Annotated in this window: 22 protein-coding genes; 5 read left to right on the forward strand and 17 right to left on the reverse strand. The window is 71.7% G+C overall.

The genetic code is table 11. From position 1 onward, the window contains the following. Window positions 1-66 precede the first annotated feature (66 nt). The 3 genes from M8I34_RS09605 to M8I34_RS09615 all read left to right on the forward strand — a co-directional run bounded on the left by M8I34_RS09605 (window position 67) and on the right by M8I34_RS09615 (window position 3271). Complete coding sequence (locus M8I34_RS09605) at window positions 67-1614, forward strand: ATP-dependent DNA ligase (RefSeq protein WP_250048879.1); 1548 nt, start codon at window positions 67-69, stop codon at window positions 1612-1614. A gap of 5 nt (window positions 1615-1619) precedes the next feature. Further along, window positions 1620-2093, forward strand: a complete 474-nt coding sequence (locus M8I34_RS09610; RefSeq protein WP_250048882.1) for an NUDIX domain-containing protein — start codon at window positions 1620-1622, stop codon at window positions 2091-2093. Window positions 2094-2257: 164 nt separating this feature from the next. Continuing rightward, window positions 2258-3271, forward strand: coding sequence for a winged helix-turn-helix domain-containing protein (locus M8I34_RS09615; protein WP_250048884.1), 1014 nt, complete (start codon window positions 2258-2260; stop codon window positions 3269-3271). Window positions 3272-3341: 70 nt separating this feature from the next. On the opposite strand, the gene M8I34_RS09620 is transcribed toward M8I34_RS09615, so the two are convergent. From M8I34_RS09620 to M8I34_RS09640, 5 genes are all read right to left on the reverse strand, one after another. Further along, the gene (locus M8I34_RS09620) at window positions 3342-4334 is read right to left on the reverse strand and encodes a zinc-dependent alcohol dehydrogenase family protein (RefSeq protein WP_250048886.1); all 993 of its coding nucleotides are present in this window, start codon (window positions 4332-4334) and stop codon (window positions 3342-3344) included. Beyond that, window positions 4331-5209, reverse strand: a complete 879-nt coding sequence (locus M8I34_RS09625) for a carbohydrate ABC transporter permease (RefSeq protein ID WP_250048888.1) — start codon at window positions 5207-5209, stop codon at window positions 4331-4333. The genes M8I34_RS09620 and M8I34_RS09625 overlap by 4 nt, the downstream gene beginning before the upstream one ends. Further along, complete coding sequence (locus M8I34_RS09630) at window positions 5206-6189, reverse strand: carbohydrate ABC transporter permease (RefSeq protein WP_250048890.1); 984 nt, start codon at window positions 6187-6189, stop codon at window positions 5206-5208. Before M8I34_RS09630 ends, M8I34_RS09625 begins: the two co-directional genes overlap by 4 nt. Continuing rightward, on the reverse strand, window positions 6170-7549 hold the full coding sequence (locus tag M8I34_RS09635) for a sugar ABC transporter substrate-binding protein (RefSeq protein ID WP_250048892.1): 1380 nt from the start codon (window positions 7547-7549) through the stop codon (window positions 6170-6172). The genes M8I34_RS09630 and M8I34_RS09635 overlap by 20 nt, the downstream gene beginning before the upstream one ends. Before the next feature lie 209 nt (window positions 7550-7758). Further along, the gene (locus M8I34_RS09640) at window positions 7759-8520 is read right to left on the reverse strand and encodes a DeoR/GlpR family DNA-binding transcription regulator (RefSeq protein ID WP_250048894.1); all 762 of its coding nucleotides are present in this window, start codon (window positions 8518-8520) and stop codon (window positions 7759-7761) included. Window positions 8521-8827: 307 nt separating this feature from the next. On the opposite strand from M8I34_RS09640, the gene M8I34_RS09645 reads away from it, so the two are divergent. Continuing rightward, the gene (locus tag M8I34_RS09645; RefSeq protein ID WP_250048896.1) at window positions 8828-9262 is read left to right on the forward strand and encodes an STAS domain-containing protein; all 435 of its coding nucleotides are present in this window, start codon (window positions 8828-8830) and stop codon (window positions 9260-9262) included. A 42-nt stretch (window positions 9263-9304) separates the two neighbouring features. Here M8I34_RS09645 and M8I34_RS09650 read toward each other — a convergent pair whose 3' ends face one another. Further along, on the reverse strand, window positions 9305-10057 hold the full coding sequence (locus tag M8I34_RS09650) for a hypothetical protein (RefSeq protein ID WP_250048898.1): 753 nt from the start codon (window positions 10055-10057) through the stop codon (window positions 9305-9307). A 2-nt stretch (window positions 10058-10059) separates the two neighbouring features. After that, window positions 10060-10704: an RNA polymerase sigma factor gene (locus tag M8I34_RS09655; protein ID WP_244416148.1), complete on the reverse strand. Its 645-nt coding sequence runs from the start codon at window positions 10702-10704 to the stop codon at window positions 10060-10062. A gap of 370 nt (window positions 10705-11074) precedes the next feature. Here M8I34_RS09655 and M8I34_RS09660 point away from each other — a divergent pair, with 370 nt between their 5' ends. Continuing rightward, window positions 11075-11893: an SAM-dependent methyltransferase gene (locus M8I34_RS09660; protein ID WP_250048900.1), complete on the forward strand. Its 819-nt coding sequence runs from the start codon at window positions 11075-11077 to the stop codon at window positions 11891-11893. A gap of 37 nt (window positions 11894-11930) precedes the next feature. Here M8I34_RS09660 and M8I34_RS09665 read toward each other — a convergent pair whose 3' ends face one another. The 10 genes from M8I34_RS09665 to M8I34_RS09710 form a co-directional block, all read right to left on the reverse strand. Continuing rightward, the gene (locus tag M8I34_RS09665) at window positions 11931-12371 is read right to left on the reverse strand and encodes a PTS-dependent dihydroxyacetone kinase phosphotransferase subunit DhaM (protein WP_244416150.1); all 441 of its coding nucleotides are present in this window, start codon (window positions 12369-12371) and stop codon (window positions 11931-11933) included. Then, window positions 12368-12964, reverse strand: coding sequence for a dihydroxyacetone kinase subunit DhaL (gene dhaL, locus M8I34_RS09670; protein ID WP_250049119.1), 597 nt, complete (start codon window positions 12962-12964; stop codon window positions 12368-12370). Before dhaL ends, M8I34_RS09665 begins: the two co-directional genes overlap by 4 nt. A 112-nt stretch (window positions 12965-13076) precedes the next feature. Continuing rightward, window positions 13077-14069 (reverse strand): dihydroxyacetone kinase subunit DhaK, encoded by a 993-nt coding sequence (gene dhaK, locus M8I34_RS09675; protein ID WP_250048902.1) that lies wholly within the window; start codon window positions 14067-14069, stop codon window positions 13077-13079. Window positions 14070-14853: 784 nt separating this feature from the next. Further along, window positions 14854-15099, reverse strand: coding sequence for a ferredoxin (locus M8I34_RS09680; RefSeq protein ID WP_250048903.1), 246 nt, complete (start codon window positions 15097-15099; stop codon window positions 14854-14856). Window positions 15100-15104: 5 nt separating this feature from the next. Then, window positions 15105-16346 carry a cytochrome P450 gene (locus M8I34_RS09685; protein WP_250048909.1) on the reverse strand — a complete coding sequence of 414 codons (1242 nt, stop codon included), beginning with the start codon at window positions 16344-16346 and terminating at the stop codon, window positions 15105-15107. Window positions 16347-16417: 71 nt separating this feature from the next. Then, complete coding sequence (locus tag M8I34_RS09690) at window positions 16418-17209, reverse strand: ABC transporter permease (protein ID WP_250048912.1); 792 nt, start codon at window positions 17207-17209, stop codon at window positions 16418-16420. Then, window positions 17209-18213: an ATP-binding cassette domain-containing protein gene (locus M8I34_RS09695; protein ID WP_250048914.1), complete on the reverse strand. Its 1005-nt coding sequence runs from the start codon at window positions 18211-18213 to the stop codon at window positions 17209-17211. Before M8I34_RS09695 ends, M8I34_RS09690 begins: the two co-directional genes overlap by 1 nt. 42 nt (window positions 18214-18255) lie before the next feature. After that, the gene (locus M8I34_RS09700; RefSeq protein ID WP_250048915.1) at window positions 18256-19146 is read right to left on the reverse strand and encodes a DUF4097 family beta strand repeat-containing protein; all 891 of its coding nucleotides are present in this window, start codon (window positions 19144-19146) and stop codon (window positions 18256-18258) included. Window positions 19147-19261: 115 nt separating this feature from the next. Further along, window positions 19262-19792 (reverse strand): toxin-antitoxin system HicB family antitoxin, encoded by a 531-nt coding sequence (locus tag M8I34_RS09705; RefSeq protein ID WP_250048917.1) that lies wholly within the window; start codon window positions 19790-19792, stop codon window positions 19262-19264. Between the two features lie 297 nt (window positions 19793-20089). Beyond that, window positions 20090-20632, reverse strand: a complete 543-nt coding sequence (locus M8I34_RS09710; RefSeq protein WP_250048919.1) for a DUF1707 domain-containing protein — start codon at window positions 20630-20632, stop codon at window positions 20090-20092. Between the last annotated feature and the right edge of the window lie 59 nt (window positions 20633-20691).

Below are 20691 nucleotides of genomic sequence, written 5' to 3' on the forward strand. Positions count from 1 at the left end.
GCCGCACCGGCCCGCCCATTTCGCGGCCGGGGAGCGGGGACGGCGCCGCGGGGGCACCATGGCCCTATGCTGCTGGCGGATCTCGCACGGGTGTCGGGGGAGGTCGCCGCGACGTCGGCGCGCTCGCGGAAGATCGCGCTGCTGGCCGGGCTGTTCCGCGCCGCCGCGCCGGAGGACGTCCCGGTCGTCATCCCGTATCTGGCCGGCCGGCTGCCCCAGGGGCGGATCGGGGTGGGCTGGAGCGTGCTGCGCGAGCCGGTGGCGGCGGCGGACCGCGCCGCACTGACCGTGCGTGACGTGGATACGGCGCTGACCGGCCTGGCGCAGGTCGCAGGGGCCGGGGCGCAGGGGGAGCGGCGCCGGCGGGTCAGGGAACTGCTGGCCGCGGCGACGCGGGAGGAACAGCGCTTCCTGACCGGCCTGCTCACCGGCGAGGTGCGGCAGGGCGCCCTGGACGCCATCGCGGTCGAAGGGCTCGCCGCCGCGACCGAGGTGCCCGCGGCCGACGTACGCCGGGCCGTGATGCTGGCGGGCGGACTCCAGGAGGTCGCACGGGCGCTGCTCGCCGAGGGGCCGTCGGCGCTCGCGGCGTTCCGGCTCACCGTCGGCCGCCCGGTCGGGCCGATGCTGGCGCACAGCGCCAAATCGGTGGCCGAGGCGGTCGACAAGCTCGGTGCCTGCGCGGTGGAGGAGAAGCTCGACGGCATCCGCGTACAGGTCCACCGGGACGGGCCGGACGTACGGATCCACACCCGCACCCTGGACGAGGTCACCGACCGGCTCCCCGAGGTGGCCGCCGTCGCCCGGGAGCTGCCGGCCGCCCGCTTCATCCTGGACGGCGAGGTGATCGCCCTGGACGGCGAGGGCCGGCCGGTGCCCTTCCAGCGGGTCGCGGGACGCTTCGGCTCGCGGGTGGACGTCTCCGCGGCGCAGGCCGCGCTGCCGTTGTCCCCGGTCTTCTTCGACCTCCTGTCGGTCGACGGCCGTGATCTGCTGGAACTGCCGGGCGAGCAGCGGCATACGGAGCTGGCGCGGCTGGTCCCCGAGCGTCTGCGGGTGCGCCGCCAGGTGGTCGGGGACCCGTCCGACGCCGCGGCCCGCGCGGCCGCCGAGGACTTCTGGTCCGCGACCCTGCGCCGGGGCCATGAGGGCGTCGTGGTCAAGGCGTTGGACGCCCCCTACAGCGCGGGCCGCCGGGGCGCCGCCTGGCTGAAGGTGAAGCCCGTGCACACCCTGGACCTGGTGGTGCTCGCGGCGGAGTGGGGCCACGGCCGACGCACCGGAAAGCTGTCCAACCTCCACCTCGGGGCGCGCGGCGCGGACGGCGGATTCGTCATGCTGGGCAAGACGTTCAAGGGCCTCACCGACGCCACCCTCGGCTGGCAGACCGAACGGCTGCGGGAACTCGCGGTGGCGGACAACGGCCATGTCGTGACGGTGCGTCCGGAACTCGTCGTCGAGATCGCCTACGACGGGCTCCAGACGTCCTCGCGCTACCCGGCGGGTGTCACCCTGCGCTTCGCGCGGGTGGTGCGCTACCGGGAGGACAAGACGGCCGCCGAGGCGGACACCGTGGAGACGGTGCTCGGCGCGCACGACGGCGGGGAAGGGTAGCGGCCATGGCGGGAAAGCGCAGTGCCGGGCTGCTGCTGTACCGGGGTGCGGCGGCCGGCATCGAGGTGCTGCTGGGGCACATGGGCGGGCCGTTGTGGGAGCGGCGGGACGCGGGCGGATGGTCCGTGCCCAAGGGCGAGTACGTACCGCCGGAGGAAGCGTGGGACGCGGCCCGGCGGGAGTTCGAGGAGGAGCTGGGGATCCCGCCTCCCGACGGGCCCTGTGTGCCCCTGGGGGAGGCACGCCAGGCGAGCGGCAAGGTGGTGACGGTGTGGGCGGTCGAGAGCGATCTCGATCCGGAGCGGATCGTGCCCGGCACCTTCGAGATGGAATGGCCGCGCGGATCCGGGGTGACCGGCACCTTCCCCGAGATCGACCGGGTGGCCTGGTTCCCCCCGCACGAGGCGCACCAGCGGCTGGTGGTGGGCCAGCGGGTGTTCCTGGAGCGGCTGGCGGACCGGCTCGCGAGCGGGGCCTGAACACGGACGCCCCGCACTCCCCGCCTTCACCACCCGCACACACCAAAGGCCACAAGCCGCCCTGGACACCCCCGTTGAGGGCGGGCAGTCTTGCGGCGGGGCCGGACAACAGCCTCGAACGGGGGGCCCTGGCGACAGGGTCATGAGCATGCCGCGGGGGCCGCATGTTGCGTATTCACTTCGATGACCGGGATCTCGCGCGCGTACAGATCGCCGCCGAGCCCGATCCCCTCTGGGAAACGGTGCTGGCCATGCACCATGTGGTGCCGCCGGGGCGCGGCGTGCCGGTGTACGGCGCCTGGCGCGCGCGGGCGCGCCGCGAACTGGGCGAGCGGGGACTGAACCGCGCAGCGGGGCTGATCGGGACGCTGGCACCGGCAGACGCCCGCTACTTCCCGGACTTCCTCACCCCCGATGCGGCCCGCGACGGGCTGGCCGCCGGGCTGGAGGCGCTGCGGGACACCCCCCGGGTGCGGCTGACCGCGGAATCCGCCCGGGCAGGGCTGGCGGCCCGGCTCCCGCGCTGGACCGGCGCGCTGGCCACGGGAAGCCGGCAGCCGCTCGACGAGCTGGCCGCCGCGATCCAGGAGGTGCACCGCGCGGTGATAGCCCCCGAATGGACGGGCGCGGCCGCCACGGTCGACTGCGACCGGGGCGGCCGTACCCGCATGCTCTGCCGCGCCGGCGTCGACGGCATGCTCAACACCTTCCGCCCCGCACTCCGTTGGGAGCCGCCGGTCCTGCACGTCGACTACCCACGGGACCGCGATCTGCGCCTGGGCGGACGCGGGCTGCGCCTGATCCCCTCCCACTTCTGCTGGCGCAGACCCATCGCCCTCGCCGACCCCGGCCTGCCGCCGGTCCTGGTCTATCCCGTCGAACACGCCACGGACTGGGTGCCGGCCACCACCCGCAGCTGCCACCCGCAGGCGCTGTCCGCCCTGCTCGGCCGCACCAGAGCCCGTATCCTCGCCGCGCTCGACGCCCCGGCCACCACCGGTGAACTGGCCCGCCGCTTACGGGTCTCCGCGCCCTCGGCCAGCGAGCATGTGAGCGCACTGCGGGAGGCCAACCTGGCCCGCAGCCGGCGCGACGGCGGTTCGGTCATCCACGCCCTCACTCCGCTCGGCACGGCGCTGCTGCACGGCGAACTCGCCCCCGTACGCCAGCCGCAGTGAGCGGTGCGGCGGCGGCCCGGCAGCGACCGGGCGGCGGCCCGGCGGCGGACCGCCCCGGGCCGCCCGGCCGTCACGGCCGCACCTGGATCTTCCGCCCTTCACCCGCCTGGAAGCGGGACAGCGCCTCGGCGTACTGGTCCAGCGGGAGCCGGTCGCTGATGAAGACCTCCGGGTCCAGGACACCGGCCGCGAAGAGCTCCGCGGCGCGTTCGTAGCTGTGCAGCACGGCCATCGAGCCGGTGATGGTGATCTCCTGGTTGTAGATGCGGTAGGGCTCGATGACGGCGCGGGCGGCGTAGTCGGCGACGCCGAACTGGAGGAAGGTGCCGCCCTTGCCGACCCGCCCCAGGGCGTCCTGGATGGCGTGTTCGTTGCCGGTGGCGTCGATGACCACGTCCCAGCCGCGCGGGCGGTCCAGCTCGTCGGCGGAACCGGCCGCGTTGCTGCATCCCAGCGTGCGGGCGGTGGCCAGCCGCGCGGGGTTGATGTCGACGACATCGACCCCGGCCGCGCCGGTGCGCTTGGCGAGTTCGAGCATCATCAGGCCCATCGTGCCCGAGCCGTAGATGAGGACGCTGGTGCCCAGCTGCGCCGAGCGCAGGATGTCGTAGCCGCGTACGGCGCAGGAGAGCGGCTCGATGAGGGCCGCGTCCTCGGTACGGACGTGATCGGGCAGCTTGACGCAGTTCGCGACCGGGGCGACGGCGAACTCCGCGGCGCCGCCCGCCGTGGTCACCCCGATGGCGGCCCACCGCTCACAGAGGTTGTTGCGTCCGATGCGGCAGTAGTGGCACTCGTGGCAGTAGAGGGACGGGTCGACGGCCACCCGGTCGCCCTCGGCGAGTTCGGTGACCGCGCTGCCGGTCGCCACGACCGTACCGGCGAACTCATGGCCCGGCACGACGGGCAGCGTGGGCGCGAACTCGCCCTGGAGGATGTGCAGATCGGTACCGCACAGCCCGCAGGCGGCGACGGAGACCACGACCTCACGGGGACCGGGCGTCGGGTCCGCGACGGTGGCGACCTCGACCTTGCCGGGCGCGCTGATCACTGCGGCTTTCATTTCACGGCTCCAAGCGACAGGCCCTGGACCAGTTTGTCCTGGGCGGCGAACCCGGCGATGAGCACCGGGAGGGAGATGACGGTGGCGGCGGCGCACACCTTGGCCAGGAACAGGCCCTGGCTGGTCACGAGTCCGGTCAGGAACACCGGCGAGGTACCAGCCACGACACCGGTCAGGACCCGGGCGAACAACAGCTCGTTCCAGCTGAAGATGAAGGAGATCAGGGCCGTTGCCGCGATCCCCGGCATCGCGACCGGGGCGACGATCCGGGTCAGGGTGGTGGCCAGCCCCGCGCCGTCGATCGAGGCGGCCTCCAGCATCTCGACGGGGACCTCGGCGAGGAACGAGCGCATCATCCACACCGCGATCGGCAGGTTCATCGAGGTGTAGAGGATGACCAGCAGCCAGATGCTGTCGAGCATCCCGGTGTTCTGCGCGACGAGATAGACCGGCAGCAGCCCGGCCACCAGCGGCAGCATCTTCGTGGAGAGGAAGAAGAAGAGGACGTCGCTCCATTTGCGTACCGGCTTGATGGACAGGGCGTAGGCGGCGGGCACCGCCAGCAGCAGCACCAGCAGGGTGGAGACGACGGAGGCGGTCAGCGAGTTGATCAGCGGGGGCCAGGGGCTGACACCGCCGCCCGCCGCCCCGAAGAACTCGCGGTAGCCGTGCAGGCTGATCCCGGCACCGACGCTCGGCGGGTTGGTCGCCGCGTCCGTCTCGCTGTGGAAGGACGTCAGCACCATCCAGGCGACGGGCAGGAAGAAGGCGATGCCGCACAGCCAGGCCACCAGGCCCAGCAGGCTGCCGGTGCGCCGCCGGCGACCGGTGGCGGGGGCCCCGGCGCGGCGCGGGAGCAAGGACGTAGTGGTCATGCCGTTATCTCCTCGCGCAGCAGGGACGAGACGGTGCGCAGCGCAAAGGTCGCCACCAGCAGCGAGCACAGCACCACGACCACGCCCTGCGCGGATGCCCGTCCGTAGTCATGGGACTGGTAGACGGTCTGGTAGATCGTGTACGGAAGGTTGGCCGTGCCGAGACCGCCGGACGTGATGGTGAACACCGCGTCGAAGTTCTGCACGACGTACACCGTGCCCAGCAGTGCGGCCAGTTCGAGGTAGCGGCGCAGGTGCGGCAGGGTGAGATAGCGGAAGATGTCGAAGGCGGAGGCGCCGTCCATCCGGGCCGCCTCGACGGCGTCCGAGGCCCGGCTCTGGAGCCCGGCCAGCAGGATCAGCATCATGAACGGCGTCCACTGCCAGATCAGCGACATCTCCACCGCGGCCAGCGGCGAGTCGGTCATCCAGTCCGGCTGCGGCGGGCTGTCGCTGCCGAACAGCCGCCATATCCAGGTCAGCGAGCCGTTGATCAGCCCGTACGAGGCGTTGTACAGCGCGTGCTTCCACAGCAGCGCGGAGGCGACCGGCACGATCAGAAACGGCGTGATGAGCAAGGTGCGGACGATGCCGCGTCCGCGGAAGCCGCGGTCGAGCAGCAGTGCCAGACCGAGCCCGAGCAGCAGGCTGACCAGGACCACGGTCACGGTCAGCAGCACCGTCGTGCCCACCGAGGCACGCATCGCCGGGTCGGTGAACACGGCGCGGTAGTTGTCGAGGGCGGCGAAGCCGCGGTTGTCGGGGGCCAGCGCGTTCCAGCGGGTGAAGGAGATCACCACGGTGGCCAGGAACGGGAGTTGGGTGACGACGATGAGGAAGACCAGCGCGGGGAGCAGCGGTGCGCGGCGGGCCCAGTCCTTCGCCCGCCCGGTGCGGCGGGCGCGGGCGGCCGGGCCGCCGGTGGGGTGCACGGCGGCCGTGGTGGCGCCGGGGGCCGGTTCAGTGGTCCGTGTAGGCATCGGACACCTCCTGTGCCAGTCGCCGGCTCTTCTTGAGGGCCTCGGGCACGCTCTGTTTGCCGGCGATGGCCGCGCTGATCTCGTTCGAGACCTTGGTGCCCAGGTCGGCGAACTCCGGGATGCCGACGAACTGGATGCCGGGGGCCGGTCGTTGCTGTACGCCGGGGTCGCCGGGCCGGGCGGAGCGGATCGCCCGCTCGGTCGGGCCGGCGAACGCCCCGGCCTCCTTGACGTAGTCAGGGTCGCGGTAGAGGGAGGCTCGCTTGCCGCCGGGCACCCTCGACCAGCCCAGTTCGCGGCCCACCAGCCGCTCGTAGCCCTTGCCCGAGGCCCAGCGGACGAACCGCCAGGCCGCGTCCTGGTGCGTACTGGCCTTCTGCACGCCCCAGGCCCAGGTGAACAGCCAGCCCGCGTCACGGGTCCGCTCCACCGGCGCCGGCGCATAGCCGACCTTGCCCGCGACCTTGGATTCGCCGCTCTCCAGCGAACCGGCGCCGGCCGTCGCGTCGTACCACATGGCGACCTTGCCCTGCTGCATGTCGTTGAGGCACTCGGTGTAGCCGGCCTGCGGGGCGCCCGCCTGGCCGTGCGCCCGCACCAGATCGACGTAGAACCGGGTGGCCTTGGTGAATTCGGGGCTGTCGACCTTCTGCTGCCAGTCCTTGGCGAACCAGGTGCCGCCGAAGGTGTTGACGACGGTGGTCAGCGGGGCCGCCAGCTGGCCCCAGCCGGGCTGGCCGCGCAGACAGATGCCCTTTTGGCCCTTGCGGGAGCCGTCCAGCTTGGCGGCGAGGGCGGCGACCTGGTGCCAGGTGGGCCGTGCGGGCATGGTCAGCCCGGCGGCCTTGAGGAGGTCCTTGCGGTACATCAGGAAGGACGATTCGCCGTAGAAGGGCTCCGCGTAGACCTTGCCGTCGGCAGCGGTGAGGGAGGAGCGGACCGGCTTCAGGATGTCGTCCTGGTCGAACGCGGCGTCCTTGGCGGCCCGTTCACCGAGCGGGGAGAGCCAGCCGTTGCGGGCGTAGATGGGCGTCTCGTAGTTGCTGACGCTGGCCACGTCGTACTGCCCGGCCTGGCTGGAGAAGTCCTGGCTCATCTTGTCGCGCAGATCGTCCTCCGGCAGCACGGTGAAGTTGACCTTGATGCCGGTCTCCTTGGTGAAGTGCTCGGCGGTGAGCCGTTGCAGATCCACCATCTGCGGATTGTTGACCATCAGGACATTGATGGTGTGACGGCTGTCGTTGCCCGCGTCGCCGGCCCCGCGGTAGCAGCCTGCGGTGGACAGTGCCAGGGCCACGGCGAGGGCGGTCAGCCCTATGGGGCGGCCGCCGCGGCCTGGTCCGGGGGATCGTGCTCTCACGGCTCGTACCTTTCGGGGGACGGGGGATGGGGAGGGGCATGTGGGATGTCGGGCGAAATGCCGCACAAGGGGCGGTTCCGGGGTGTACGACGCCGTCCTGCGGGTACGCCGGGGAGCCGTCCGACGGCCGGCGGTACGGTCTTCGGCGGTGTGCTGTGGGGGATGTGGTGCCACGGTGCGGGCCGGTCGTCCGGGCGGCCCCGTCCCGGTCAGACCCTGAGCACCTGCGGCCCCAGGAGCGAATAGCGATGTGCCTCCGGCGCGGACAGCCCCGCGTCGGTGACGATCGTGTCGAAGTCACTCACCTCGGCGAACCGGCAGAAGCTGCTGGCGCCGAACTTGCTGTGCACCCCGACCAGCACTCGCCGCCGCGAGGAGCGCACGGCCTGCTCCTTCACCTCGGCGACCGCCGGGTCCGGGGTGGTCAGACCGTGCTCCCGGGAGATGCCGTTCGCCCCCAGGAACGCCAGGTCGATCACGAACCGGGCGAGCATGTCCCGGGCCCAGGACCCCACCGTCGCCTGGGTCCCGGAGCGGACCCGCCCGCCGGCCAGCAGCACCGTGGTCGACTCGCAGGCCGCGACCAGCGAGGCGGTCCGCAGCGATGCGGTGATCACGGTCAGCGGGCGGCCGGCCGGCAGCAGCGTGGCGACCAGCTCAGGGGTGTAGCCCTCGTCGACGAACACCGTCTCGGCCTCGCCGACCAGCGTCGCGGCGGCCGCCGCGATCCGGCGCTTCTCGTCCACCTGCTGGGTCTCCCGCCGGGCCAGCGTGGTCTCGAACCCGGCGCTCTCGACCGGATACGCCGCGCCGTGGGTGCGCCGGATCAGCCCCCGGCGCTCCAGCTCGCTCAGATCGCGCCGTACGGTTTCACGGGCGACCCCGAACTCCGCCGCGGCATCGGCGACCTCGACCCGGCCGGACTGCCGGGCGAGCGCGAGGATGCGGTGCTGGCGTTCCTCGGCCCTCATGGGATCACTCCTGCTCGAATTCTGGCTGATTCCGGTTTCCGTTCGGTCACGGGACTGCCCGTTTCCGCCCGCATCAGGTTTATAGCAAGCGTGGCGGCGCGGAAGGCTGCCCGCGACGGAGGAAAACCTGACCGTTTTTGCCCGCTCCGGAGCCCTGTCACCTTGGCCACATGCACGAACGGGTGCCCGTATCGCCCTGGCGGCGGGCCCGTACGGGGGTGACGGGGCGGGGCTTCCGGGGCGGCCCGTTGTGCGCCGGCGGGCCGCAGCGGTGGTGTGGCGAACGGCGGCGCTTAGTCTGGACGGCATGAGCTCGGAGATGCGGTCGTTGGCGGTCACTGCGATCGTGGAGGCGGAGGAGTGCGCGGTGCTGCGCGTCAGCGGAGACCTGGACCTCCGTACGGAGCAGGCATTTCTCGCCGAGGCACGGTCGGTGGTGTCGGCCGGCCACCGCTTCCTGGTGCTCGATCTGACCGCGCTGCGCTTCTGCGACTCGCGGGGGCTGAGCTGCCTGCTCGCCCTGGAATGGCTGTGCCGGCGCCTGGAGGGCAGGCTGATGCTGGCCTCGCTCGGCGTACGGATGCTGCGGCTGCTGGTCGGCACGCAGTCCCTCAACGTCTTCTCGTGCTACCCCACCGTCGGCCATGCGCTGGCCACGGTTCCCGACGCCACCCGCCCGGAGTGGCCGCCGGTGGCGGAGGACCCGTCCAGGGGAACGGACGACTCCTGGGACGACTCCTGAGGCCCGCAGACGGGCGACCGTGCGAGGTGCCGGCCCCCGTCGTCACTCCGCCCGGCCGAGGTCCCGTACGAGCGTGGGCGAGGGACGCGGGATCTCGCCGAAATCCTCGTCGTCGCTGTCCACGACGAGCCGGTTGATCACGTTCTCCAGCGTGCTCGGCAGGGTCGGGGCGAGCCCGCTGTGCCACTGGACGAGAAGGTTGTGGCGGGCGGCGTCCGGCAGCAGCTGCTTCTCGTCGAACGCGGCCGTGGACCGGCGCTCCTCGTCGGGGGCATGCGCGGCCTGCTCCCGCCAGTAGGCGGCGTCACGGTACTCGCCGTTGCGGCGGTGGGAGAGGTACAGGCAGTAGGCGGCGGTCCGGCTGCCGGCGCCGGCGCCGAAGTGCCACCAGAAGTGCGCCGCGTCGTCGCGTCCGGTGATGTGCAGCAGACAGGCGAAGACCAGCGCGCCCTCGGGGTCGATGTGATGGTCGTCGACCAGCCGCTCCAGGCTCGCCGCGGCCGCCGCCGCGTTGACGACCAGCGCACAGGCCAGCTGGAGCTCGTGGGTGGCCTCGTCGCGGGCGCTGGGGTAGGTGGTGGGCGCGCCATGGCCGGGGCGGTCCGCCCGCGGTGCCGTCGGCGGACCGTCCGCCGCCGCTGCCCCGGCCCGGACGGCGGCGCCGAGAGGGCCGAGCACCCCCGCGTCGTCGAGGTCGCGGAAGCCGGCCAGATCGTCGATACCGGACACCGTCGCGGCGGCGCTGAGCAGTGTCTCGACGGTCTCCCGGCGGCCCGCGGGGCAGATGTGCGACATGGTCAGTTCCCCCTGTGATTTCCCTGATCGATACCGAGCGCCGCGGCGAGCTTGCGCTTGCCGCGGCTCGCATAGGAGCGGACGGTGACTTCGTCGACGCCGAGCAACGAGCCGATCTGCGCGTCGCTGTACCCGATGACATGCCGCAGCACGATCACGTCGCACTGCCGCTCGGGCAGCCGGGCGATCGCCGCATACAGCCCCAGCTGGCTCTCCAGCATGGCGAACTGCTGCTGGCACTCGCGCAGCAGAGCATGGGTGACCACGGCGAAGGCGGCGGTCTCGGTGAGCGCGGTGGGCTGCTGGTGGTCGTACAGCCACTCCACCACGCGTTCCTTGAGGACCGACCAGGCGTACGCCTCCACCGACGCCTGCCGCAGCGCATGCGGCCACAGCCGGCCGAGCTGTTCGTATGCCGTCCGGGTCACCTCACGGGCCGCGCTCTCGCTGCCGGTGTGCAGATAGGCGTACGTCAGCCACTTCCGTGCATGCGTCGCCAGGAACGCCTCGAAGGTGATCGACAGCTGGCGGTCGAGCGGTGCGGGCGCGACGACCGGGAGCGAACTGCGGGGGAGTGGCGCTAACTCCGTGGTACGGACATGCGCGGGGGCGCACGCCGGTAGCAATCGGTCCCGGTCTGCGCTCACGAGCCGCCCTCGTTCCGTTTGCCGTGCACCGAGCCGGGCGCCGAAGCGCCGATGGCAGCGGGAGGACGCTTTGCCCTCACCCTCCAATGAACCGGAAAGTGAGCCCGTTTGTGGCATCGGGAGGGCAAAAATCTGCCGCTGCGTATTCATATGACTACGCGTGACGGTGGCATGTGACCGCCCCTAGCCGCGGCAGGCCCGACCGTCAGGAACCCCGCCCGGCGTGCTCCGGCATGATCCGGGGTGAACGGGGCAGGGCTCCAACAGCCGGGCGCACGGCGGCGGTTGACGCGCCTCCTGGAGTGCGCGGCTCGTGAGGGGCCGGCACCGCACGCCGGGGCGGAGCGCCGTACTGGGGAGGCAGCAGACGATGAGCGAGCACGAGTCCGTGGTGGACCTCCAGCTGGACCGGGCCCACTCGTCCCGTATCTACGACTACTTCCTGGGCGGCAAGACCAACTTCCTGGCCGACCGGATGGCCGCCGGAGCCGTGCTGGGCGCCTTCCCCGCCGCGCTGGTCGCCGCCCGCATCAACCGCGAGTTCATGCACCGCGCCACCCGCGTCCTCGCCGCGTCCGGCATGCGGCAGTTCCTCGACATCGGCACGGGCATCCCCACCCCGCCCAACCTCCACGACATCGCCCAGGGCATCGCCGGCGACGCCCGGGTCGTCTACACCGACAACGACCCGATCGTCCTCGCGCACGCCGCGGCCCTCCTGCTCAGCACCCCCGAGGGACGCACCGCCTACGTCCAGGCCGATGTCACCGATCCGGCCGGCATCCTCAAGGCACCCCAGCTCCTCGACACCCTCGACCTGAACCGCCCGGTCGCGCTCAGCCTGAACGCGCTGATGCACTTCGTCCCCGACGACGGCCAGGACCGCGCCCACACCATCGTCGAGACCCTCAAGGCCGCGCTCCCCAGCGGCAGCACCCTCGCGATGAGCCATGCGACACCGGATTTCAGCCCCGAGGCGATGAACAAGATCATCAAGATCTACGGCGACGCGGGCACCCGGCTCCAGTTCCGCTCGCACCCCGAATTCCTGCGCTTCTTCGACGGCTGGGAGCTGCTGGAGCCGGGCGTCACCCTCTCCCACCAGTGGCGCCCCGACCGTCCCGAGGACGCCACCCATGTCACCGACGCGGAGGCCGCCTGCTACGCGGGCGTCGCCCGCAAGCCCTGAGCGGGGCGGGAGCCGGCGGCCTCGCGCACGCCGTCCCTCACTCCTTGCGGTAGCCGTGCGCCTCCCCGGCCGCCGCCGCGACCGCGTCCAGGTCCGCCCCGGTCGCCGCGGTGACCACAGCGGCCACCGCGCCCTCCAGGAAGGGGGCGTCCACCAGCCGTGCGCCCTCGGGGAGTTCATCGCCCTCGGCGATCAGGGCCTTGACGGTCAGTACGGCGCTGCCCAGGTCGACCAGGACCGCCACGCCCGCCCCACGGTCCACCGTCCGTGCCGCCTTGGTGATCAGCTCCGCACTCGTCCCCAGTCCGCCGTCCGGCGTACCGCCCGCGGCCGCCACCGGCACCGTGTCGCCGCTTCCAGCCAGCCCGATCGCCAGCGCCGCCACGGATTCCGCGACCGGCCCGCTGTGCGACACCAGCACCACTCCGACCGGCGCACCCTCGCCGCCGGCCGCACCGTCCGTCGTCCGCGCGCTCACTTCGCCACCTCCGCGAGCGCCGCGAACAGCAGCGCCGACGAGGTCGCCCCCGGGTCCTGATGCCCGATGCTGCGCTCCCCGAGATAACTCGCCCGGCCCTTCCTGGCCTGCATCGGTACGGTCGCCACCGCGCCCTGCTCGGCCGCCTCGGCCGCCGCGTCGAAGGAGGTCGCCAGCGCCTCGACCCCCGGCACCAGCGCATCGAGCATCGTCTTGTCACCCGGCGCCGAGCCGCCGAGCTGTCCCACCGCGTCCACCCCGGCAGCCAGCCCCGACCGCAGCTCCTGCGCCGACACCTGCGGCGCCTCGCCCAGCGCCTTGCCGGCGCGCCGCAGCATCGTCCCGTACAGCGGTCCGGACGCCCCGCCCACACTGGAGATCAACTGCCGTCCGGCGGCGGTCAGCACCGCACCGGGCGTGGCGGGCGGCTCGGCCTCCACCATCTTGACCACGGCCGTGAAGCCGCGCTGCATGTTCCTTCCGTGGTCGGCGTCACCGATGGGCGAGTCCAGCTCGGTGAGCCGGTCGGCCTCCCGGTCGATGACGGCGGCGGCCGCCGTCATCCAGCGTACGAAGAACGTGGCATCCAGCACCGTTTCGGACACGGCATACTCTCCTTGGTTGTTCGGGCACTGAGCAGGAAAGCGGGACGGGTGCGGCTACGGGGAGCCGCTACGGGTCCGGCCAGGGATACGGAAGCTGTTGTCACCGCCCCCAGCGGAGGCCGGCTGTCTCCACCGGCGCGTCCCACAGTCGCAGCAGCTCCCCGTCGACCTGGCACAGCGTCACCGAGCAGCCCGCCATGTCCAGCGACGTCACATAGTTCCCGACGAGCGTGCGGGCCACCGCCACGCCCCGCTCGTCGAGCACCCGGCGGACCTCCGCGTTGAATCCGTACAGCTCCAGCAGCGGGGTCGCGCCCATGCCGTTGACCAGCACCAGTACCGGCAGCCTCGGATCCAGGTCCTCCAGGATCGCGTTCACCGTGAAGTCCGCGATCTCGCGCGAGGTCATCATCGCGCGACGCTCCCGCCCCGGCTCGCCGTGAATCCCGACCCCCAACTCCAGCTCCCCGGCCGGGAGATCGAACGTCGGGCTGCCCTTTGCCGGGGTCGTACAGGCACTCAGCGCCACACCGAAGCTGCGCGACGACTCCACGACCTGCCGGGCCAGCGCCTCCACCCGCTCCAGCGGCATGCCCTCCTCAGCCGCGGCACCGGCGATCTTCTCCACGAAGAGCGTGGCCCCGGTGCCGCGCCGCCCCGCCGTGAACGTCGAGTCGGTCACCGCGACATCGTCATTGACGAGCACGCTGGCCACCTGCACGCCTTCGTCCTCCGCCAGCTCCGCCGCCATCTGGAAGTTGAGCACGTCCCCCGTGTAGTTCTTCACGAGGAACAACACGCCGTGGCCACTGTCGACGGCCGCGGCGGCACGCACCATCTGATCGGGCACCGGCGAGGTGAAGACCTCGCCCGGACATGCGGCATCCAGCATCCCGGGCCCGACGAAGCCCCCGTGCAGCGGCTCGTGCCCGCTGCCGCCCCCGGACAGCAGCGCCACCTTCCCCTCCACCGGCGCATCCCGTCGCACGATCACCCGGTTCTCGGCATCCACCACCAATTCGGGGTGCGCCGCGGCCATCCCGCGCAGCGCATCGGTGACCACGCTCTCGGCGACGTTGATCAGCATCTTCATGGGTACCTCCTGGGGAGCTCGGCAGCCGGGCCTCCGGCCTGTGTATTCCCAGTTCGGAGTGGGTGTGGCCCGTTTTTGATCTTGGCGGTCTCTGGTGGTCTCTGACGGTCGGGGGCCGGCGGGGCTGATGCTGACCTCGTGCCGACTTTGCTGATGGATTGTCAGGTGCGTTCGATGGCGCCTCGGACGTGCCGGGACCCGGTGGTTCCAGTATCGGACCGCGAGCGCACCGACGGCATCGTTACGCACTGTCGTTGCCTTGCTCCGTGTGGTGTTCTCCTCGGATTCTCGACGGGCGGACCGTGCCGACGGCCGTGCCCCCTGGATGTGCACCTGATGCTCCGTGGCCACTCCGCTCCGTAGCGCAAGGTCCACTGGCCCGGCTGCTCGCGGACCACCCTGACGTGCCTTCGCTGCTTCCCTCATCCGGTGTCCGGTAAAACCCCTCGGTGGACCATCGTCCTGCCCGCGCCGGTATCGCGCTGCGCCGTCGTCGGTGGGTGCGAGCCGCCGAGCCCGTAGCGGGTGATGCTGCGGCGGAGCGGTTCGCGGGCTGAGGCGGGGTGTGGCGGAGCCGCGCAGGGCGAGCCATGGCGAGGAGGACGACGACGGAGCTGCCTTCGGGGGCTCGTCGGCGAGCGAGGAGAACGGGGCGGCGTCCGCGAGCCGGCGTTCGTCCATGCCCGGGAGGATCAACACGAAGGCCGTGGAGGTGAGTCCGCACACGCGAGAGCCCCCCACCGGTGCGCGGTGCGGGGTTCTCGGTCCGGGAGTGCCACGGTCACTACGCGTCCGTGGAGTCCGGGGAGTTGAGGGCGAGGGCTCCGGCGGGGCAGAGGCCGACGGCCATCCGGGCGGCGGCCCGGTGCTCAGGGGCCGGCGCGGGGTGGCGGAGCACCACCAGGCCTTCTTCGTCGTCCTGGTCGAAGACCTCGGGGGCCGTCAGGGCGCACATTCCGGCGCCGACGCAGCGGTCACGGTCGACGCTGAGACGCAGCGCTTCCTCGGGGTTGTCCATGGGGCCGTTCATGGGGGCTACTCCTTGTCCCAGGTGACGGGCAGGCTGACCACGCCGTAGATGTTGGAGCGGTCGCGGAGCTCCACCTCCTGTGGCGGCACGGCGAGGCGCAGGGTGGGGAAGCGGGCGAAGAGCGCCGGGAACGCGACGGTCATCTCGACGCGGGCGAGCTGCTGGCCCAGGCACTGATGGGCGCCGTGGCCGAAGGCCAGGTGCCCGGTGGCCTTGCGGTGGATGTCGAGCCGGTCGGGGCCGGGGAACCTGTGCGGGTCTCGGTTGGCGGCCTGCACGGAAACGGTCACCGTCTCGCCCGCCCTGATGAGCCGCCCCTCCACCTCGACGTCCTCGAGCGCCGAGCGCAGCAGCGGGTCGGCCACGCTGAGGTAGCGCAGCAGTTCCTCCACGGTCTGCCCGGCGAGGTCCGGGTCGGCGCGCAGGGCGTCCAGCTGGTCGGGATTGCTGAGCAGGGCGAAGGTGCCGAGGCCGAGCATGTTCGCGGTGGTGTCGAGCCCGGCGGCGAGCAGCAGCCCGCCGATTCCGGCCAGCTCCTCATCGGTGAGGTCGGAGGTGGTCAGATCGCTGAGCAGGTCGTCGGTGGGCTCGGCGCGCTTGGCGAGGGCGAGTGCGCCCAGGAACTGGAACAGCGCCGTATAGGCCTCACCCTTCGCCTCCGCGTCCGCCGTCTGGTCGAAGAGGGTCGCCACCTGACTCTGGAAGCGTTCCCGGTCGGCGTAGGGCACGCCGAGCAGCTCGCAGATCATGAGCGCGGGCACGGGCTGCGCAAACGCCGCCACTAAGTCGGCCGTGGGCCCGGCCTGCTCCATGGCGTCCAGGCACTCGGTGGTGAACTGCTCGACGCGTTCGGTCAGTTGACGCATACGGCGGACGGTGAACTTACCGGTGAGCAGGCGCCGGTAGCGGGTGTGCTCGGGGGCGTCGAGGCCGATGATGTCGCCGACCGGTGCCGGTGGCATCTCCCCCGACACACCCGCTATCGGCTCCGGCAGATGCAGGAGTTCGTAGCGTGAGCTGAAGCGCGGGTCGGCCAGGATCGCGCGGGCGGCGGCGTGTCCGGTGACCAGCCGGCCCAGGTGTCCGTCGGCGTAGCGCATGCGGCGCAGCGGTTTGTCGCTCAGGGCGGTGAGTGCGGCGGGCGGGTCGAAGGGACAGCCGGTGCGCCGGTCGGTGGGCAGGGTGGCCGGCTCATCGACGGTGGTGTCGCCGGTGGTGGTGCCGGCGGCCGTCGGGTCGTACGACATGGAGTCCTCCTGCGGTCGTGGGTGAGGTGTGGCTGGTGCACACCGGTGAAGTGGCGTGAGAAGAGCGGCGGTTACCGCTGGGCGCCGGCCTTGAAGGTGCGGCGCGCCCACACGTAACCGACCAGGGCGAGTGCCACGCACCAGGCGAGGGCGATGTCCGCGCTGGAGCCGATCTCGGTGCCGAGCCACAGACCGCGCAGGGTCTCGATGATCGGGGTGAAGGGCTGGTACTCGGCGAACCAGCGCAGGCCGGTGGGCATGGACTCGGTCGGCACGATGGCGCTGCCGACGAACGGCAGGAGCGTCATCGGCATCGGGATGTTGCTGGCGGTCTCCACGTTCTTGGCGACCAGGCCGATGCCCGCGGAGAGCCAGGTGAGCGCGAGCGTGAGCAGGGCGAGCAGGCCGATGGCGGCGATCCACTCGACGGGCGTGGCGGTGGGCCGGAAGCCCATCAGGAGGGCGATGCCGATGACGAGCGTGATGCTGAGCATCGTCTGGATCACGGTGCCCACGACATGGCCGGTCAGGAACGAGGCCCGGGAGATCGGCATCGTACGGAAGCGGTTGACGATGCCCTCGGTCTTGTCGGCGCACACGCTGATCGCGGCGGTCAGGGCGCCGGAGGTGGCGGCCATCAGGATGATGCCGGGCGCCAGGTAGTCGATGTACTCGCCGCTGCCGGTGGGCAGGCCGCTGATGCCGGTGCCCAGGGCGCTGCCGAACACGTAGTTGAACAGCAGCAGCATCACCACGGGCATCGCGACGACGGTGACCGTCAGGGACGGGTAGCGCAGGGCCTTCTTGAGGTTGCGCCGCAGCATCGTCCTGGAGTCTCTGGCGGCGTAGGACAGGGTGGCCATCAGGCGTTCTCCTCGGTCGGTGCGACGGTGTCGGCGGGGCGGGGCTGACCGGTGAGGGTCAGGAAGACGTCGTCGAGGTCGGGGGTGTGCACGGTGAGCGACTCGGCCCGGACGGCGGTGGACTCCAGGGTGTCGAGGACGGCCCGCAGGCTGGGGAGGGAGCCGTCGCCGGGGATCTGCAAGGTGAGGGCGTCCTCGTCGCGGGTGGCGTTCCCGAAGATCCCCGCGGCGGCGTCCAGACCCTGGGCGTCGGCGAACCGCACCCGGATGTGGCCGCCGGGGATGCGCTGCTTCAGCTCGTCGGCGGTGCCCTCGGCGATCAGCCTGCCGTGGTCCAACACGGCGATGCGGTCGGCGAGTTGGTCGGCCTCGTCGAGGTACTGGGTGGTCAGGAAGATGGTCACACCGTCGTCGGCGACCAGGTCCCGGATGATCTCCCACATGGTCCGCCGGCTGCGCGGGTCCAGTCCCGTGGTGGGCTCGTCGAGGAAGATGATCCGCGGATCGCCGACCAGGGTCATCGCCAGGTCCAGCTTGCGCCGCATACCGCCGGAGAAGGTGACGGCGGTCTTGCCCGCCACCTCGGACAGGTCGAAGCGGCGCAGCAGCTCCTTGGCCCGCCGCCTGCCCTCGCGGCGGTCGAGATGGTGCAGATCCGCCATGAGGAGCAGGTTCTCCTCGGCGGTCAGCAGATTGTCGACGGCCGAGAACTGACCGGTGACGCCGATCGCGGAGCGCACCGCGTCGGCGTCCCGGGTCAGATGGCGGCCCGCGACCCAGGCCTCGCCCGCGTCGGCGCCGATGAGCGTGGAAAGGATCTCCACCGTGGTGGTCTTGCCGGCGCCGTTCGGCCCGAGCAGGGCGAAGACGGTGCCTTCGGCGATGTTCAGGTCGATGCCGTCGAGCACGAGCTTGTCGCCGTAGGACTTGCGCAGTCCGGTGGCGGTGATGGCCGATGCCGATGCGTTCGCGGCGGTCGGCGCGGATGTCTGGGTGACAGTCATGCCGCTTTCCTTTCGCGGGTGGAGAGTTGGTGGCGGGCCGGGTCAGGCGCGGCGGATGATGATGTCGCCGGTCGCGGTCCGCGCGTGCACCTCGACGGTCTCGTCGGATTCCTGGGGCCCGGCGGCGGAGCCGAGCGAGTTGCGTACCGTGCCGAACTTGGGGTCCAGGTCGAGCCAGGCGGCGGTGCCCTCGTGGATGCCCACTTCGAGGTCGCCGACGGAGGTGCGCAGGTCGATACGGCCGCGGCTGACGTCGCCGACGCGGATGCCGCCGGCGGAGGAGGCGGCGTCGACCCCGGCGTGGGCGACGCCGATCTCGATCCGGCCGTTGGCGGACTTGGCGTCGACGCTGCCGTGCGCGATGCCGATGGAGATGTCGCCGTTGGCCGCGTTGGTCTTGAGGCCGCCGGTGACCTCGCCGATCTCGGTCGCGCCGTTGCTGTTCTTCACGGTCGCCGTGCCGTCGACCGTGCCGACCTCGACCCGGCCCGAGCCGACGACTTCGGTGTCACCGGTCGAGCGGGCCAGGCGGATGTCGCCGGTGCCGGTCTTGAGGTGGGCGCCCGCCACCTCGTCGACCCGGAGGTCGCCGAGCCCGGTCGTGAGCGTGACTTTCCCGAGGCGGCCTTCGCAGTGGAAGCTGCCCATCCCCGTGCTGCCCTGGACCTCGGATCCGGCGGGCAGTTCGATGCTCACCTCGATGGCGCCCGGCTTGCCCCACAGGGACCGCTTCTTGGGTGTCCTGACCGTGAGGCGGCCGCCCGAGCAGCTGACCTGGGTCTGCTGTACGGCGCGTACGTCGTTGTCGTCGGAGCCGTTGCGCGGCAGCACCTCGACGACTGTGTCGGTGCGCTTGCCGGCGGAGATGCGGGCGGTGCCGGCTTCCAATTCGAGGGTGGCGACGATCGGTTCCGGGGTCTCGAAAGTAGGCATGGTTGTTCCGTCCTCTTGGCTTGGGTGGTTGATCCCGCTGGTGAGGCGGGTGATGCGGGACGTCGGCGGGATCGGCGATCCGCCGGTGAAAGTGGGGTGGGGTGGGCCGGTGGCCCTAGCGGACCCAGCCGGTGAAGCCCCGGCCGCCCGAGTCCTTGCCGCGGCCCGGCGGGCTTGCGTGCCGCCCGCCGTCGAGGGCGGTGGACACGGCCCGCACCAGCCAGGCGTTGACCGACAGGCCCTCCGCTGCCGCGGCGCTCTCGGCGCGGGCCTTGAGGTGGGCGGGGAGGCGGAAGTTGATCCGCGCCATGGTGCCGTCGTCGGCGTCCGCGGGCGGCGGTGGCGGCGTGGGCGCGGCAGGGGCCGCGACCGGCTCCTGTGTGTCCGGGAACGGCTCGGATGCGGGCGGCGGCGTCACCACGAACTCGGGGTCGAGTCCGCGCAGTCGTACGTCGACCGAGCCGGGTGCCAGCTCCCGGGTGACCTCGCCCATGGCGGCGGACAGTGCGTTGAGGAGGGTGAGGCGGGTGGCGGATTCCAGGGGGGCGGTGAGCCGCTCCGCGAGGGCGCGGGCGTCGTCGCCGCCGGCGTCCGCGGCCACGGCGAGTTCTTGCCGGAGGTTGTCGACGTAGGGCGTGAGGTCCATGACGCCATCATGGCACATGAGTGGTGCCATGGCGAGCCAAAGTGGCTCCTTTTTGGCGCACGGGGCGCTGGCCTGGGGTTTCCTCTAGGAATTGGCGTGTCGTGGCACCGTGCTGGCAGTCAGGTGGCTGGTGATGGCGCCGCGGTGACGCCATGGTGGCGCCACCGCATATGACGGGTCTGGCGTCACCGAGCCGCGGCCTGGACTCCCTCCCGTGGACCCGTGCGGGTCACAGCACCAGCAGTCGAGCGGGCAGGAAGAAATGCCGGACAGGTGGTCCTGGTGCCGGAGGGAACCTCAACGCCGAGCGTGGCGGATCTTCAACCGTCCGAACCCCATGGATCCGGAGATCAGGATCCTCGGCCCGCCGGGGCCGGAGCGCCGCTGGGGCTTGTAGAGCGTGTCCTTCCACCCGGTGTGCAGAGCGTCGAGGTCGACGATCGCGTCGCGAGGAACCGTGATCTTTGCCCTGCCGCTGCCGAGTTGCAACTTGATGTCGACAACCGGATGCTCGATGACCGCCCGGGACAGGTCCAGGTGCACGCTTCCGAATGCGGACGCAACCTTGAGGGTCCGAGGTACCCGCCATGCGCCGCGCCGCTTGATCCGTCCGCCGGCGGCGGCGATGGTGGACGTGGTGCTCGCTTTCTCCTCCGGGAGCGAGGCCAGAGCCGACACGAGCTCGCTGTGCGACTTGGCGGTGAGCACTCGATGGAGGCGTTCGTCCAAGTCCTCGTGCGAGAGGTGCCCTTCGGTGTACGCCTGCTGTAGGCGCTGCACGGCCGTGTCACGGTCGTCTTCGCTGATCACTGGCGGCTGGTCTTCCGGCAGAGCGGTCACCTTGTCACTCTACTGCCGTACCGACGAAGCGAACACGCCAACGTCCGTGGCGGGCAGCG

Origin of the sequence: Streptomyces sp. MCA2 (assembly GCF_023544705.1) — a bacterium.
Classification (GTDB): Bacteria; Actinomycetota; Actinomycetes; order Streptomycetales; family Streptomycetaceae; genus Streptomyces; species Streptomyces decoyicus.